The organism is Exiguobacterium sp. ERU653 (assembly GCF_018617775.1).
GTDB lineage: Bacteria > Bacillota > Bacilli > Exiguobacteriales > Exiguobacteriaceae > Exiguobacterium > Exiguobacterium marinum.
In genome coordinates, this window is sequence record NZ_JACSKV010000005.1 from 68,554 (window position 1) to 82,791 (window position 14,238).

The following is a 14,238-nucleotide window of genomic DNA, read 5'->3' on the forward strand; positions in this document are numbered from 1 at the left end:
TTAAATTACTCTAATCTATGATCAACATTGTTTATAGATTGATAGACTTTTTCAGTATGTATTAGACTCGGTGATAGACGAACAATAAGAAGAATAAATTAAATGCATGGTCAATGGCTTGTACAAATCGTGGATAATGATTTTGTATCAGAAAACTTCGTATTGACTTATTACGACGTGCTAAAAGAATTATAGTTGTTGATACTTCGGTTTTACGGCTAATGAATTCGACTCGTTTCTGGTATCAAGAGGGTTCTATAGAAACATTTCACGATGTCATGAAGAGACATGGGATATCCTTTGAGCCGTACGAAGCAGTAAAAATAAATTTGCTTCGGATTGGCTTATTGACAACTCGTACAGAGCTTAATGTCGTTGATGATCTCAAAGAAATCTCAAAGACATTCAAAGATATTTTTACACACCTTGAAAAACTTTTAAATCCGAAGTCCAATCGTTTACCAAAATTGAAAGAGCCTAAATTTAAATCTAAGGAGCAGTTCGAAATCTCAAGGTTCGGGAAAGATTTTATTGATTTCTTTTTTGAAATGATCCAGAACGAAGAGAAAGAACCTTTGTTGTGATTTTTTTTTGCAAAGATCGACTTCTATCCAGACTCTTTTTTACTTCCTATCAAGAATATGATGAATGCTTTCGTGTCTGCTTGGTTGAAATTTATATTGGGTAAATCAAATGAATATGTAAGATGCTGAAAGTTTTCATCATAACGAGTAAAGATATTTCATCAAAAAGAGATGATTCTAGAATATATATGAATCATCTCTCCTTTTAGATGAAAATAAATCAATAATGTATTTTTATAATCACTAGTCTATCTTTTATTTTTAGAACCATGATTTAAGTCCTTTGGTACATCGCTTCAAGATAGGTATTTATTTAACATATTGATCTGAAACGCTCGAAGATTATCGGAGAAGTATCTATAGTTAAAAGAAGCCGCAACTAAAATAATGGATTGCATCACAATACCTATATAAAATAATGATGGTTCTTCACCTGTGATTAAACTCCGGACCAACAAGAAGAAGATAAGCATTAGTGACCCTGTCGTACTGACGAACAATGTTCCAACCCCATGGATTGTGCTCAACAAATGTCTATATCTCCCCTCTAAATAAGCACGGACTCCCTCATCCTGTTCTAATAACATAGAGTGCCACACGTGTTCAAGATAGTAGTAATCTTTATTTCTATTTTCGTAAAGCTTGCCAAAGTTCGCATCTGTAGAAAACTTGTCTCCTAATTCGGTTCTAAATCTATTCAGACTGTCTTTTGTTCTAAAACTCCAAAAACAGACAAAATAGACTTGATAAATTAGATAGCCCAAGGGAACTCCTGCAACTATCAAAGATATTAATAACGGAACATTTTTTACGAATTCGGAATAATCATTTTGCACAAATGAAAAATAAAAGAATAACCAAAAAATGAACACCCATCCTGGTATTCCCCATCTAATTAAATATTTCGTTTCAAAGTTCATCCAATCAATCTCCTTTTTTCTTATAGAGTATCACGTATCAGTCGTAACACTGCTAATTAGAAATTTAATTTCAGGTCGATGTTTCTATATATCTTTTCTACATCCACTTCTTATTTTAGACATCATTTTAATTTTAGTCCCTTTCTAAAAAAGTGTGCGCCAGCGCACACTTTCGCGGTAATTGAAATAAATGAAAACTCTCCGTACGTATTCTACTTTATATGCTATATTTATTCAAAGAAGAGGTGATTAATATGGAGAATCATTCATCCTCCAATAGCCGCTCGCAACAACTCATTATTTCTCAAGCGGTCAATACGATAAAGCAGCATGGTATGGAGGAGATCCTCCATAGTGTATCCATTTTTGATATTCAGGAATTTGTCTCAACACTCTATCAGGAGCACTATGCGCTTGAAAATATCGAAAGCGCCTATAAGAAGATTCGTTATTACTCTTTTATGAAACTAAAACGCCGCTGGGTAAAAACAGCCGTGCGAAATTATCAAGAGAATCGTGGTTACAACAAAGAACTTCGAGCCAAACACGACATGATCTCAGCTTATGTAAAAGTTGCAGGTTTTGAAGGACTTTACAAAGAGTTTCACGTGAAAACAATTGAAGACTACATGAATCTCTGTATCACCGAGATTGAAGAGTGGGCAGAAGACCCAAACCAACTAATCCACACATATCCGTACTGGTCTCAAAAAACCGTCAATCAAAAAACTACGACGTTAAAAACAGATGTGCTCATGATATTAGGGGAAGTTGCAAAGGAAATTGATGCAACCAAGCGTGTAGCACATCACTCTCCAACGCTTGCTGTTGATATTCCATTTTTCGGGATGTCTGATCGCATCAAAAATAAGACTGAACAACTTGATGAGAAGCTCAATGACGCGTCACAACTTAACCTCGAGCTTTTGAACTACGACTCGGTCGTACCGAAATATAAAGATGGCGTCCCACAGAACCTTTCTGTTTTGGTTAGTAAAGAGTTTATTCAAGAGTTAAATGGTAAAGTACCTGATCTAGACGCGAAAGATTTCGAGGCCTTTACCGAGATCTTGTCATATCGAGATATCTCGTTCCAAACGAGTCGCAAGATCATCTTTCCACTCGTACAATTAGTTGAAAAGCTCTATGCCAACAAGAGCGGGAAGAGCTATGACTTAACAACAAAACGCCTTATGAAACTTGGTTATTATCGAGTAGCTGGGCACAATGAAGAAGGCGATTTCTTTATCCGGGGCCTCTTCTCTTCCGTTACCATCAAGAACGCCACAACCCTTGCGGATAGTCAGGTCATCGTCACAGTAGCTGAAGAAGTGTATGATGATCTACTCAAGCAGCAAATCGTCAGTATCTATGGTGAACAGATTGAACAGTTGAAAGGGAGCTTTGCCTATCATTTGGCATTCGTTCTTCAAAAAGAACGCATTGCGTCGCTTCAGACAGGGGAGCAAAGCCCGGTTCGTCGGCATTGGCGTCAATTTACTTATTCGATTCGCTTCAATAAATCACGAAAGTCAGAGAACTTGCGGGAACTTGAGGCAAATCTTGATCGCATTAAAGAACATGAATTTATTTTGAAAGATTGGCATCGTTCGGGCGACTACTATTTCTTCACGTTTTACCCGCTCGAATCATGGGAGTTATTAAATCATCCTGATACATTGCTACTTTAATAGAAACAAAACATAGAAGAAGCCTACTATATTGAAGGCTTCTTCTTTTCTATGCTTACTCTATAGTTTATGTTTCACATGGAACGTTTTTAGATGAAGTGATGATTAAATACAGGTGAGTGCCAGTATTTAATTATCAGCTGTATCCTATCAAACTACATTTATGCGATTTGGACAAATCATTTTTTTAATTAGTTGCATAAGCTTGTCGTACTGAAATGACACTTATGAGTAATTTAGAAAAAACATTCTTACCAAATTGTTCGCTTTAGGGTGAAATGATTCGTAAAAGTACGTACTGAAACGACATTTTAATTGAATTTGGTCGCAAATTACCGTACTGAAATGACACGCCTCTCAATTTGGTCGCAGATCATCGTACCGAAACGACATTTATTTGGTTTTTGTCGCAATTTGTCGTACTGAAACGACACTTCTCAACTTTTTGATGAAAAACCAAAAAAAATTTAAGTGTCTGTCTCTTAAAAATGGTCGCAAATCATCGTACTGAAACCGCATTTTCGATTATTTTGATCGTGAATCGTCGTACTGAAACGACACTTTTATTAAAATGGTCGCAAACCGTCGTACTGAAACGACATTTTGACTACTTTTCGTATAAAATTTCTACTCTAAATCACTCTCAAATGGCTTTCTTAAGCAATTCCTCCTAATTTGGTCGCAAACCATCGTACTGAAATGACACATTTTTATAGCTCTAAAATGGCTTAACATCAACGTTTCATCAAATTTGGTCGCGATACATCGTACCAAACCCACACTTTGACACTATCTCGAAAGAACAAGATACTAAAACTAGCATATTTTAGGATAGAGGAGGTGTAGGGTACGTGGCTTACAAAAACCGTCACATTTTAGTTGCAAACAAACTACTCGTCGCGATGAGTGGCTTAACTCGTTGGACGAAACGAGCTGATCACTATCGCTATGAACAGCATCACTATAACATCCCTACATGCTTCACTTCTTTTAAGTGGACAAAGTCACGGATTCGCCATGTCCTCACACTTCTTTCTTATGCAGATGACCAAGGGAAGATTGAGTTTATGGAAGATACAGAGCTTGCTTCTTCCGCTCATACGTCTGTCCGTTCTTTACATAATAACTTAAAAACATTTGAGAGCCATGGCTTGTTACGACTTGTCCGACATTTCCCTGGAGTGCTCTCGATTGAACTAACCGATTATCTTGAGAATTATCGTGACCTTTATGTTGACGGAGCTTCTATCGTTTCGAAGACCGGGTACACGTCTATTTGGCATGATCTTCTTTCCGAACTGCTCACGCTTGATAACGTGAACGCTTTGCGTCTTGCGTTACGTACACTCGTACAAGTTGAAAAAGATATCCATGTTCAATCACATGACCAAGCCATCCTTACCTATGACGAGATTAAAGGCTTCTTGCCTAAATACTGTGGCCACAAACTTGCCATTCAAAAGATGATGGCTCGTTTGAGATTCCTTCAAGTTTCCCTTATAGAAGATAGCCGTCATTTCTTAAATGTGGTGAAGCAAAATCTCACGCTTAAAAAACGCGTTCAAGATATTTCGCGTCCAGTCCTCGTTGAATTGACGTTAGACAAATCTCAAGACAGTAAAGTGATCCGAGAAGAAGAGCGTTCAGATGCTCAACTTGCTTGGTTCGAGTTGCGTAAGCGCGTTGGTGAGTTCTTCGATTTCGATGCACTAAAAGTAAGCCGTGAATCTCTCTATTCAATGAGTGATACGTTCGGTGCATCAGCGTTCCGTGAAGTCTTGGCTGACTTGAAACAAGCGTTTCTTCACCATCGTGAAGACTTAGTTCATTCAAGTGAGCATCAACTCTTCTTCAATGAGCCAATTCTTTACCTGCATCAACAACTAAAACATAAAGTGGAAAAATTGACGATCGCATGATGGTCTTTTTGGCATGCCTCATTTTGAAAAATTGTATGAAAACATCCCGAATCTATATCCATTGTTGATTCATTCCATCAAAAGGCATCGTATATGACCTGTGTTTCATAAGGTCATTTTTATATTTTACATCTTCGGAAAAAAATCAAATACAATCGTTTTTATTTCAAATATATAGCGAATAAAATTGGCTGTTGGATATGATTTATCAAAAAGGAAATGAAAAAAAAATAGCCCTTTTGAATAAAAGAAACTATAGCTGACATATTTACAATCTTCTAAATCTCTCGAAAACGTTGGTGTCAAAAGGATTTTCGGACTTTCATTTTTCCTAATTCTTTTAATCTATCTTTAATTCTTATTCATTCTATTTAATCTTTTTTATTCATAAGAATATGGTTTTGTATTCTTCTCTTAATCGATTAGATCTGAGCGCTTGATTACATGTACATTCTCTAACGACTTAAATCATAGTAATCGTTCAAAAAACCGTTCATTCACTATCATGAAAGTGTCACATACATGATGACTTAATCCTATATACCCCTCATACAATAAAGTATATATCATCTTCTAGGAGGTCTTTCCTATGAAACGAAGTATTCGCTATGATGTTGATTATGTATTCGCAGGTTTTGACAATATTGAAAAGTATGGACATTGGACATATCGTGATGAGATTACAGATTTAGAACTTAAAAACGCAGGAGAAAATATTGAGAATCTCGTATTTACGGGTCAAATGTTAGATGAAATTTTTGCAACTGAAATTTTCTATCAGTACGTGACACAACTACTCGGTGCCCCTTGTGCCACAACCAATGCGATATTTGAACATTTACATAACGAAGATGACGGTGTCTATACACTAGGATCACTCTCTGTTTCGCTGATGGAACCAACCTATCAATTTGACATGTAAATGTATTCTTCATTAGAGCTACACGATTGTCTTAGCTTTTATTTGATCTCATCTTATCTATCCATGTTCGGTGTTTTTAACTTTAAATATGTATGGCCAGAAACTGTATGCTCCTTTAGTATCCACTTATCCTGATAAGGGCTTAGCTCAAGTTGCTATGTTTTATTCATTCACTAATTTCACATTCGAAGACTATAACCCAAGGTTGTAGTCTTTTTTCTATTTCAAATAGTAAAACACTCTTGAGGTGAGAGTCGAAAGTATACATTTCGACGTCGAAATGTATACAAATCAGATGGTAAAATTAAGAGTATAAAACACGTATACAAACTATTTTTAATTTGTATACAAATTATTTATTTAAATATGTCATTTGTTCATTATTTTTAGTTGTTCCATAAAACAGACTGTGTCATCATAAGAACTAGAAAGGGGAGAGGACATGAACATATTAACGTTTTACATTTCGAAAGGTGGATCGGGTAAAACCACCTGTTCCTTGAACATGGCCTATGCATTAGGAGAGTTAGGGGAACGTGTTCTTCTCATTGATTTAGATCCCCAGGGTTCTCTTAGCAAACTAATGTTAAAAGAATCTGATACGATCAAATACATGACTATGTTTGATGTACATACACGAAATTTAGATATCAAAGACATTCTATTTGATGACGAAACGTATCATGTCAGTCTTCTTCCTTCAAATGAACGAAATGCAAGGTTAATCAACTTACTCTCTGAGCAAGATAAGCTCTTCTTATTAAAAGATATGATTGCACCGCTCGAAGATGAATTTGATTGGGTCATTTTAGATTCAGTTCCTTCGATCAACGAACTCTCAAAAGTTGTCTTGTCGACTGCTAATACCACCATTATTCCATTTATGCCGAAAAAGCTTGTCTTTGATCAGCTAGGAAGTACCATTCGCACCGTACAAAAGGTGAAAAAATTCTATAATCCTGATTTAGAGATTGCCGGGGTCTTGCCTGTGGCGATGGACCATACGTTAAAAGCCGATAAAGAATACTTCGAAGCAATGGAACAAATTGCGTTGACTGAATCGTTGACTATTTTACCTGTCATCAAACGATCGACATTTATTGAAAAAGCAGCAGATAGCGGAAAAAGTGTCATTCAATACCGCTCCAGAGAATCAAAACAGTTATCTGAACCGTTTCGAGAGTTGGCACAAAAGATCCGAACAGCCAGAGGTGATTCTCTATGAAGGCCAGAAATCGTAACATTCATAAAATCAAACCGAGTGAGCAACACCCTTATCAGAGCGGTTTAACGAATATCAGTTCACTGGTTCAAAAGCTGCCAATTTCAAAGGAAGTTGAAGACCTCGTTCACGAAATCAATGAACTCGCCAAAGTACAAACCATTTCCGTATTTGAGATTGGCAAACGTCTAGTGATCGCCCGTTCTGAGATGCATGATAAAAAAGAGTGGGGGGCGTTTTTAGAAGCGGTCTCCATGTCCGCCTCACTTGCCTCACGATATATAAAAGCCTATGAGACGCTGCATCCACTCGAGGCATCGCTAACAAGTCTACCAGCATCCAAAATTTTTGAACTCATGTATCTCGATAATGTCGATGAGGTCGTCGAGCAAGGACTATATATTAATGGTGAAAGAAGACAGGTCGAAGAACTCACGGTCAAACAGATCCGTGATCTTCGAAAAGGGAACACTCATACACCCCTTAAAGTGAAACCTTTTCAGCAAGAGAAAAAGTCATCTTCGATCTTGTCCGCGCGTATTCCAAGCGATCTTTCGGAACAATTTCAACAGTATGCCCATGCACATAATCGTAGTGTCAGTGAGTTACTAGCTGAAATGATTGAACGAACTGTATCAGACAATATAATAGAAGCCACAGATGAACAAGGAGAGCAGTCATGAAGAAAATCGCATTGTACAATCGTAAAGGTGGAGTTGGAAAATCAACGACAACCATCAATTTAGCTCATGCCTACGCACGGGATGGCTTACGTGTACTCGTGATTGATGCCGATGATCAGGCGTCTTCAACGAATGGATTAGGTCTGACGAACGACTATGAAGGGAAAGTGCTATTGGATTGTCTACTCGAAGAGAACGATCCATTTTATACACCGATTGAACAAGTCATCGTCACTTGTGAATATGAGACTGGAACGATTTACTTAGTTCCGACAAGACGGTCTGCTTCACCGAGTGATTTAACGAGTCAAATTGGTTATGAGTACCGACTCAGTGAAGAGTTGGCCAAACTAGATGAACTATTTGATATCTGTTTAATTGATTGTCCTGGTTCGACGTCAGCGTTGAATCCTTATGCGCGCTGCGCTCTTGTCGCACAAGATCGAATTATCATGCCTGTACAGATGCAAAAGTTTTCGATGGATGCGGTATACTCGGCTCCTGAAGAGTTAGAAGAAATGAAACGATTCCGAGAAGATATTCATATCGCAGCGTTTATCCCGACAATGGTCAGTGCACGTTCTAAAGGGGATACGACGACGGTAGAAGAACTTGAAGAGCTCGGGAAAGAGGTCGGGATTCCTGTCCTTACAACGATCCCGTATGCCGTTAAGGTACAAACCCTACAACGTGAATCTAGACCTGTGATTGATCATAAAAGTCCTGCAACGGATGCTTATTTACAACTTGCCCAGGAGGTACTTTCTCTATGAGTCGCCCTCGTAAAAAACATACGCCTAAAATTTCGACATTCAGTGCTAATTTACCGGTGAAACAAGGAACACAATCTAGCGAAGACCGTACCGATCAAGTGGAAGCTGTCAAAGAATTTTCTGCAACGACGACTATCACGAATCCGTATCAGTCCTTACCAGCAACCGGACTTTCTCGTATTATCACAAAAAAACTGCCCGAAGACATGGAAGGCATTGTTCAATACTATAATCATATTGATGCGATTCAGGCGACAAGTTTTGTCGAAAAGTGTCGTATTCTTGCGCATGCAAATAGCTTGTTCCGTGATCCGGAAACAAAAAAGGAATTTAAACAAGAAGAGGGAAATTGGAAAGACTTTTTAGCGAAGATTGGGATGTCTCATTCCCAAGTGAATCGTTTTGTTTCTTTTTGGAATACGTTTGGTCCGAATATTTTAGAAAAAACGATTGAACAAGATTTCAGTGCGACCAAGTTAGCGGAACTCTTATCATGGCCGGAAGATCCAAAGCTCGCATTACTTGAGAGTAAGAAATATTACACAGCAAATGGGGACAAAACAGTTTATGAAATGACACGTGAAGAATTGCGTGAAGTGAAGCGTATGTTGATCGAGCGTCAAGAGCAGCGCGTCATTGAAGCTGATTCTCCCACTGTAAAACCTATGAAGGTCCATATTCGATTTTCAGATTTAACGGATCCATTATATGTTGGATTAACACAAGCTGCTAAAAAAGAACATGTATCTGAAGATGAAATTATTCGTCGAGCCTTAAATAAGTATTTGAATGAATCCTGAAACAACCTAAGAAATAGACAATATATCGTGGATTTGTTATATTATTTGTAACAGAACCCACCACGCCTCTTCACAATGCGGACCACGGTGGGTCATTTTTTTTATACAAATGGGGGCAAGGACATGGATTCTATGGAGCCTAACCAGTTAAAAGTACCAAAAACTTACGAAGAACAAGTATCCATTCTAAAAGAGCGTGGTCTGCATATTGAAAGTGAGCGAAAGGCTATAGAAGTACTTAAACGGATCAATTACTATCGTTTGACCGCATACGGATTAACACTGAAGACGAGTGATAAAGTAGATCAATTTAAGTCTGGAATTTCATTTGAACATATTTTAAAGCTCTACGAATTCGATAAAGAATTGAGACTTTTGTTGCTAGATGCAATTGAAAGTATTGAAACTGCGTTTCGGGCTCATATCGCTTATTATCATGCGCATACGTATGGTGCAGATGCTTACAAAGACCCTACGCACTTTAAAAATGAAACGTATCATGCTAAGTTTTTGACTAATCTTGAACGATCACTTAAAGAAAATGAGCGGGAACTCTTTGTGAAGCATCATCATACAAAATATCAAAGTAATTTCCCGATATGGGTAGCCGTCGAGGTCCTGTCCTTTTCGACACTCTCCATGATGTTTAAGAATTTACATAATCAAGACAAGCAAATGATTTCTAAAGAACACTACTCGATGGATTTTAAATATATTGAAAGCTGGTTATATACGTTAACGATGATTCGGAATATTTGTGCACACCATGGGCGGTTATATGGTAAAACGTTAACGATTCGACCTCAAGTATTTGCGAACGTTAAAAAAGAACTTTCAAATGAACGAATCTTTATTGTGTTCTTTATCATTTCCAAACTGTTGACTTCAAACGAGCGGAACGTATTTGTAGACAAGATTAATCATCTTTTAGAAACATACGCAGCCTTTATTGATTATAAGCAGTTAGGTATTCCTCAAGGGTGGAAACGATTTATAATATGAGATTAAAAATGAAAAGGATACATTGGAGAGTCAATCTTTGACTACATCCAAGTATCCTTTTATTAATATATTTCCTGTTTTATATTCAAATATTCAATTGCATCAAGAACTCCCAAAATTTAAAAGCATATGATCAACCTGTTCTTTTAAAAAAAAGTAAGCTAAATAGTATATAGACTATTTAGCTTAAGTACCGTCAAGGAAGGTTTTGTTCGAAATACTCCATAAACGAAACAGAGGAATCTTCCCACATTTTTAAATTGTAAAAAATCTTGGCTAAGTATAGATTCTTAGAAGTGATTTCTTGTGACTCTGTGAGAAATACTAAAGCATCACGATATTGCTTTGAATTGAAATAAAAATCAATCATTGCCGTGTGTAGATCTCTTTTTAAAGTTTTGTAATCGTTAGGAATTAATTCATTTATTTTTTTAAACTCTGTAGGTATACTTGAAAAATTACCAACAATTACATTTGTTTTGAACAACTCCACATCACAATTTAAAACTTGATAATCATTATCCATTTCAATAAATATTTGTTTTGCTTCTTTGATTAATTCGATACATTTCTTAATGTCATTTTTTTCTCTAAATAGAATAGCGAGGTTAATCAAAATACCAGCTTTATTAAAGCGTTGTTCAAATAAATCAAAATATTGCATAGCTTTTTCATAAAATTTTTGAGATTGTTCGAGGTCATGAACATTCCGATAGCATATACCTAATGTCATAAACAATTCTCCACTTTTATGTGTGGATTGAGTAATACTATTTATATGAAGTGCCTCTTCACATAAACGAATAGCAGAATAATATTCACCAATTCGACCATGACAAATTCCCATATTTAACAAAACGTCCACTTTTACTAGGTCCATTAACCTATTAGATAGAATTATATTATTAGCTTGATTTAAATATGTTAAGGAAACATGAAAGTCATTTTCCTCAATGTGTACTTTAGCAATTTTTAGTAAAAAATCAATTTCTTTACGTTCAAGACCATTCTCTTGAGCAAGTTGTAAACCTTTCTGAGCATACTCCATACATTTTTCTAGATTATCTTCTTGAAAATAATAAGAAGCGAGTACAAAATGAAATTCTGTTTTGTCGACTCCATTAAGTTTGTCAAAAGCTTCTTTAGAAATGTTTTCGAGCTCTCCCACTGATTGAGCCAATGCTCCTTGATTGTTAATTTCGAGGTGGTATTTAGCATTTTTAATCTGATTTTTCAGCTCGCTTTCAGATAATGCTTTCAATTCTATGTTCTCATAGAAAAGTGAAATATCTACATTCAGTTTTTTTGCTAGTAAAGTTACTGTTTTAAATGATGGCTGAACTAGATTTTTTTCAATTTGGCTAATATAACTCCTATTGACGATCCCATCAGCTAGTTCTGATTGGGTCATTTTTTTTTGCTTTCTGGTTCTTTTCAGAACTTCTCCAATATTAGACATAAAAAAGCTCCTTTCTTATCTAAGTTTATTGTTACTTAAAAGTTAGTAAAAAAAAAGATGATAAAAGTTGTTAATTTCAATTGACATATTAGTGGAAATGGACTAAATTTACATTAACAAATAGTTAGAGCGATAAACAAATCGTTATAAACTAACTTTATGTTAATAATTATAACAAAAAGGGGTAAGGAAATGAAGTCAATTAAAAAATTACTATTAGTTATGGTATTTGTATCAGTTTTTCAGGTCTCTCACATCAATCCATTAGATAACCATAATGTGAATATTCAAATGAATGAGGAAGTATGGCCGAAGGGGTAACAGATTGTTAATAAAAAGTTAAATTTAAGTCAGTAGATGTCGCTTTATATATAAGGAGGTAAATATGAACCAGATCAAAAGTTATCTACGTTTATATTTAAAAATAATGCTTAAAGATAAAGTCCCGTTACTATGGACAATTGGCTTGCCCTTAGGAATTGCGCTCTTGTATGGACCAAGAGAAGAATTAAATCAATCAGATTTTCTATTATTTATTTCATTTTTTTGGGTTTATATCATTCTTTCTATATATCTAAATGGTATTGGTCTTCAATTATCAAGGATGAGAGAGCATGGTCTAATGAAAACATATATCATGATTTCCGGTAACAAATTTACATTTGTCATTGCGGTGATTATGGCACAAGTTATATTCGCTTTTGTGAGTTTAGTTATATTTACATCTGTAGTTACAATTATTTATGGGTACTTATCGGTTGAAATGCTATTGATGCCTATTCTATTACTAATTGCAAGCATTCCATTTGCTATTGCAAGTACAGTAATCACACTACTTCCTATTAAAATATCGAGTATGAGTACATTAGCCAACATTTTACTATTTCCACTTTTTTTACTCGCAAGAGAACTACCTGATCATTTTTTAAGTTACTTAAATCCTTTCTTTGCATTAGAGCAAAATGCTTTATGGATTATTAACGTTGTAACTAGTCTTGATATCAAATTTAATATAGCTCTGACACTGATTGCTACGCTTATCTATTTTGTAATTGGTTTTGTGTCAATTAAGAAATTAAATTTAGTCTCTTTAGTCACAAGATAGAAAGGAGAATACCGTGAATATTCAAGGATTAAGATATAGTTATCCGAAGGCGAAGAAAGAAACCTTAAAAAATGTTTCATTTGAGTTGAAAAAAAACAAATTGAATGTACTTGTTGGTTTAAATGGGGCTGGCAAAACAACATTATTTGACTGCATGACAAAAACGTTGATCGCCAATGAGGGAGATTTACAATTACCTTCAACGTTAGAAACTTTATATTTAACCCAAAATATTTTTTATTCGTCGGAATTGACAGGGCGTGACATGTCCCTATTTATCGGGAGTTTAGCTGAAATGAAAGAGTACAAACAAATGAACTCTTTCATTCATACTTTGCACTCAGAACGTGAAAAAGAGTTGCTTAAACACTTATGGGATATGAAGCTTGGCAAAATGTCTGTAGGAGAACGTAAATGGCTCTTTGTAATGTTACTTACTTGTATAAAGAAAGAATTGTACATTTTTGATGAACCTACAAGTGGAGTAGATCCATCTTCACGTAAAAATATTATGAACAGGTTAGATGAACTTGTAGATAAAAATGCTACATGCTTAATCTCTACACATCAGTTACATGATCTTTCACATATCGCAGCTCATGTTATTTTCTTACATGATGGGGTGATTCTATACGAAGGTGATTATCATGAGTGGCTAGAAAAATTCCAAACTAGAGATCCTGATGAAGCATTCATTAAAATGATTGAATATTCGGACAAAGTGAAGTGAGTTTGTATAAACATACTTTAAAGGAGGTGAGGTATATGAAAAATCCAGCGTTAGAATTACAAAAAACAACTCGAAGCAAAAACGTAGACCAAGGTGGCTCAAGCGGTTCAAGTAGCAGTAGTTCAAGTAATGATTTAAATAGCAGCTTCAGTATTTTCTGCTAATCAAAACATAAAATGAAACATTACAAAAGGAGAGAATTATTATGAAGAACCCAGCGTTAGAATTACAAAAAACAACTCGAAGCAAAAACGTAGACCAAGGTGGCTCAAGCGGTTCAAGTAGCAGTAGTTCAAGTAATGATTTAAATAGTAGCTTCAGTATTTTCTGCTAATCAAAACATAAAATGAAACATTACAAAAGGAGAGAATTCTTATGAAGAACCCAGCGTTAGAATTACAAAAAACAACCCGAAGCAAAAACGTAGA

Annotated in this window: 14 protein-coding genes; 12 read left to right on the forward strand and 2 right to left on the reverse strand. The window is 35.7% G+C overall.

Annotated features, from left to right (window positions below):
• Positions 1-221 precede the first annotated feature (221 nt).
• Entirely contained in the window at positions 222-584 is a 363-nt protein-coding gene (locus KNO95_RS13530; RefSeq protein ID WP_214879368.1) for a hypothetical protein, read from the forward strand.
• Between the two features lie 296 nt (positions 585-880).
• Here KNO95_RS13530 and KNO95_RS13535 read toward each other — a convergent pair whose 3' ends face one another.
• Positions 881-1,504, reverse strand: a complete 624-nt coding sequence (locus tag KNO95_RS13535) for a BA5345 family protein (protein WP_214879369.1) — start codon at positions 1,502-1,504, stop codon at positions 881-883.
• 254 nt (positions 1,505-1,758) lie between these two features.
• Between KNO95_RS13535 and KNO95_RS13540 the strand changes: the two genes are divergently transcribed.
• The 8 genes from KNO95_RS13540 to KNO95_RS13575 all read left to right on the forward strand — a co-directional run bounded on the left by KNO95_RS13540 (position 1,759) and on the right by KNO95_RS13575 (position 10,516).
• Positions 1,759-3,195, forward strand: a complete 1,437-nt coding sequence (locus KNO95_RS13540) for a hypothetical protein (RefSeq protein ID WP_214879371.1) — start codon at positions 1,759-1,761, stop codon at positions 3,193-3,195.
• Positions 3,196-4,046: 851 nt separating this feature from the next.
• The gene (locus tag KNO95_RS13545; protein ID WP_214879372.1) at positions 4,047-5,114 is read left to right on the forward strand and encodes a hypothetical protein; all 1,068 of its coding nucleotides are present in this window, start codon (positions 4,047-4,049) and stop codon (positions 5,112-5,114) included.
• Positions 5,115-5,703: 589 nt separating this feature from the next.
• Complete coding sequence (locus KNO95_RS13550; RefSeq protein ID WP_214879374.1) at positions 5,704-6,036, forward strand: hypothetical protein; 333 nt, start codon at positions 5,704-5,706, stop codon at positions 6,034-6,036.
• A 442-nt stretch (positions 6,037-6,478) separates the two neighbouring features.
• On the forward strand, positions 6,479-7,261 hold the full coding sequence (locus KNO95_RS13555) for a ParA family protein (RefSeq protein ID WP_214879376.1): 783 nt from the start codon (positions 6,479-6,481) through the stop codon (positions 7,259-7,261).
• Positions 7,258-7,941 carry a DUF3102 domain-containing protein gene (locus KNO95_RS13560; RefSeq protein ID WP_214879378.1) on the forward strand — a complete coding sequence of 228 codons (684 nt, stop codon included), beginning with the start codon at positions 7,258-7,260 and terminating at the stop codon, positions 7,939-7,941. Before KNO95_RS13555 ends, KNO95_RS13560 begins: the two co-directional genes overlap by 4 nt.
• Entirely contained in the window at positions 7,938-8,714 is a 777-nt protein-coding gene (locus tag KNO95_RS13565) for a ParA family protein (RefSeq protein WP_024127810.1), read from the forward strand. Before KNO95_RS13560 ends, KNO95_RS13565 begins: the two co-directional genes overlap by 4 nt.
• Complete coding sequence (locus tag KNO95_RS13570) at positions 8,711-9,514, forward strand: hypothetical protein (protein ID WP_214776080.1); 804 nt, start codon at positions 8,711-8,713, stop codon at positions 9,512-9,514. Before KNO95_RS13565 ends, KNO95_RS13570 begins: the two co-directional genes overlap by 4 nt.
• Positions 9,515-9,637: 123 nt before the next feature.
• Positions 9,638-10,516: an Abi family protein gene (locus KNO95_RS13575; protein WP_214879380.1), complete on the forward strand. Its 879-nt coding sequence runs from the start codon at positions 9,638-9,640 to the stop codon at positions 10,514-10,516.
• Positions 10,517-10,712: 196 nt separating this feature from the next.
• Here KNO95_RS13575 and KNO95_RS13580 read toward each other — a convergent pair whose 3' ends face one another.
• Positions 10,713-11,975: a helix-turn-helix domain-containing protein gene (locus KNO95_RS13580; protein WP_214879382.1), complete on the reverse strand. Its 1,263-nt coding sequence runs from the start codon at positions 11,973-11,975 to the stop codon at positions 10,713-10,715.
• 385 nt (positions 11,976-12,360) lie between these two features.
• Between KNO95_RS13580 and KNO95_RS13585 the strand changes: the two genes are divergently transcribed.
• The 3 genes from KNO95_RS13585 to KNO95_RS14515 are packed head-to-tail and all read left to right on the forward strand — an operon-like array spanning position 12,361 to position 13,974.
• Complete coding sequence (locus KNO95_RS13585) at positions 12,361-13,080, forward strand: hypothetical protein (RefSeq protein WP_214879383.1); 720 nt, start codon at positions 12,361-12,363, stop codon at positions 13,078-13,080.
• Positions 13,081-13,093: 13 nt separating this feature from the next.
• A complete protein-coding gene (locus KNO95_RS13590; protein WP_214879385.1) occupies positions 13,094-13,810 on the forward strand; it encodes an ATP-binding cassette domain-containing protein in 717 nt (238 codons plus the stop codon).
• A gap of 35 nt (positions 13,811-13,845) precedes the next feature.
• Positions 13,846-13,974, forward strand: a complete 129-nt coding sequence (locus tag KNO95_RS14515) for a hypothetical protein (RefSeq protein ID WP_285800849.1) — start codon at positions 13,846-13,848, stop codon at positions 13,972-13,974.
• The last annotated feature ends 264 nt before the right edge of the window (positions 13,975-14,238 follow it).

Coding starts and splice junctions, on each gene's coding strand:
- KNO95_RS13530 (WP_214879368.1), top strand. CDS start 222: ATGAATTCGACTCGTTTCTGGTATCAAGAGGGTTCTATAGAAACATTT.
- KNO95_RS13535 (WP_214879369.1), bottom strand. CDS start 1,504: ATGAACTTTGAAACGAAATATTTAATTAGATGGGGAATACCAGGATGG.
- KNO95_RS13540 (WP_214879371.1), top strand. CDS start 1,759: ATGGAGAATCATTCATCCTCCAATAGCCGCTCGCAACAACTCATTATT.
- KNO95_RS13550 (WP_214879374.1), top strand. CDS start 5,704: ATGAAACGAAGTATTCGCTATGATGTTGATTATGTATTCGCAGGTTTT.
- KNO95_RS13555 (WP_214879376.1), top strand. CDS start 6,479: ATGAACATATTAACGTTTTACATTTCGAAAGGTGGATCGGGTAAAACC.
- KNO95_RS13560 (WP_214879378.1), top strand. CDS start 7,258: ATGAAGGCCAGAAATCGTAACATTCATAAAATCAAACCGAGTGAGCAA.
- KNO95_RS13565 (WP_024127810.1), top strand. CDS start 7,938: ATGAAGAAAATCGCATTGTACAATCGTAAAGGTGGAGTTGGAAAATCA.
- KNO95_RS13570 (WP_214776080.1), top strand. CDS start 8,711: ATGAGTCGCCCTCGTAAAAAACATACGCCTAAAATTTCGACATTCAGT.
- KNO95_RS13575 (WP_214879380.1), top strand. CDS start 9,638: ATGGATTCTATGGAGCCTAACCAGTTAAAAGTACCAAAAACTTACGAA.
- KNO95_RS13580 (WP_214879382.1), bottom strand. CDS start 11,975: ATGTCTAATATTGGAGAAGTTCTGAAAAGAACCAGAAAGCAAAAAAAA.
- KNO95_RS13585 (WP_214879383.1), top strand. CDS start 12,361: ATGAACCAGATCAAAAGTTATCTACGTTTATATTTAAAAATAATGCTT.
- KNO95_RS14515 (WP_285800849.1), top strand. CDS start 13,846: ATGAAAAATCCAGCGTTAGAATTACAAAAAACAACTCGAAGCAAAAAC.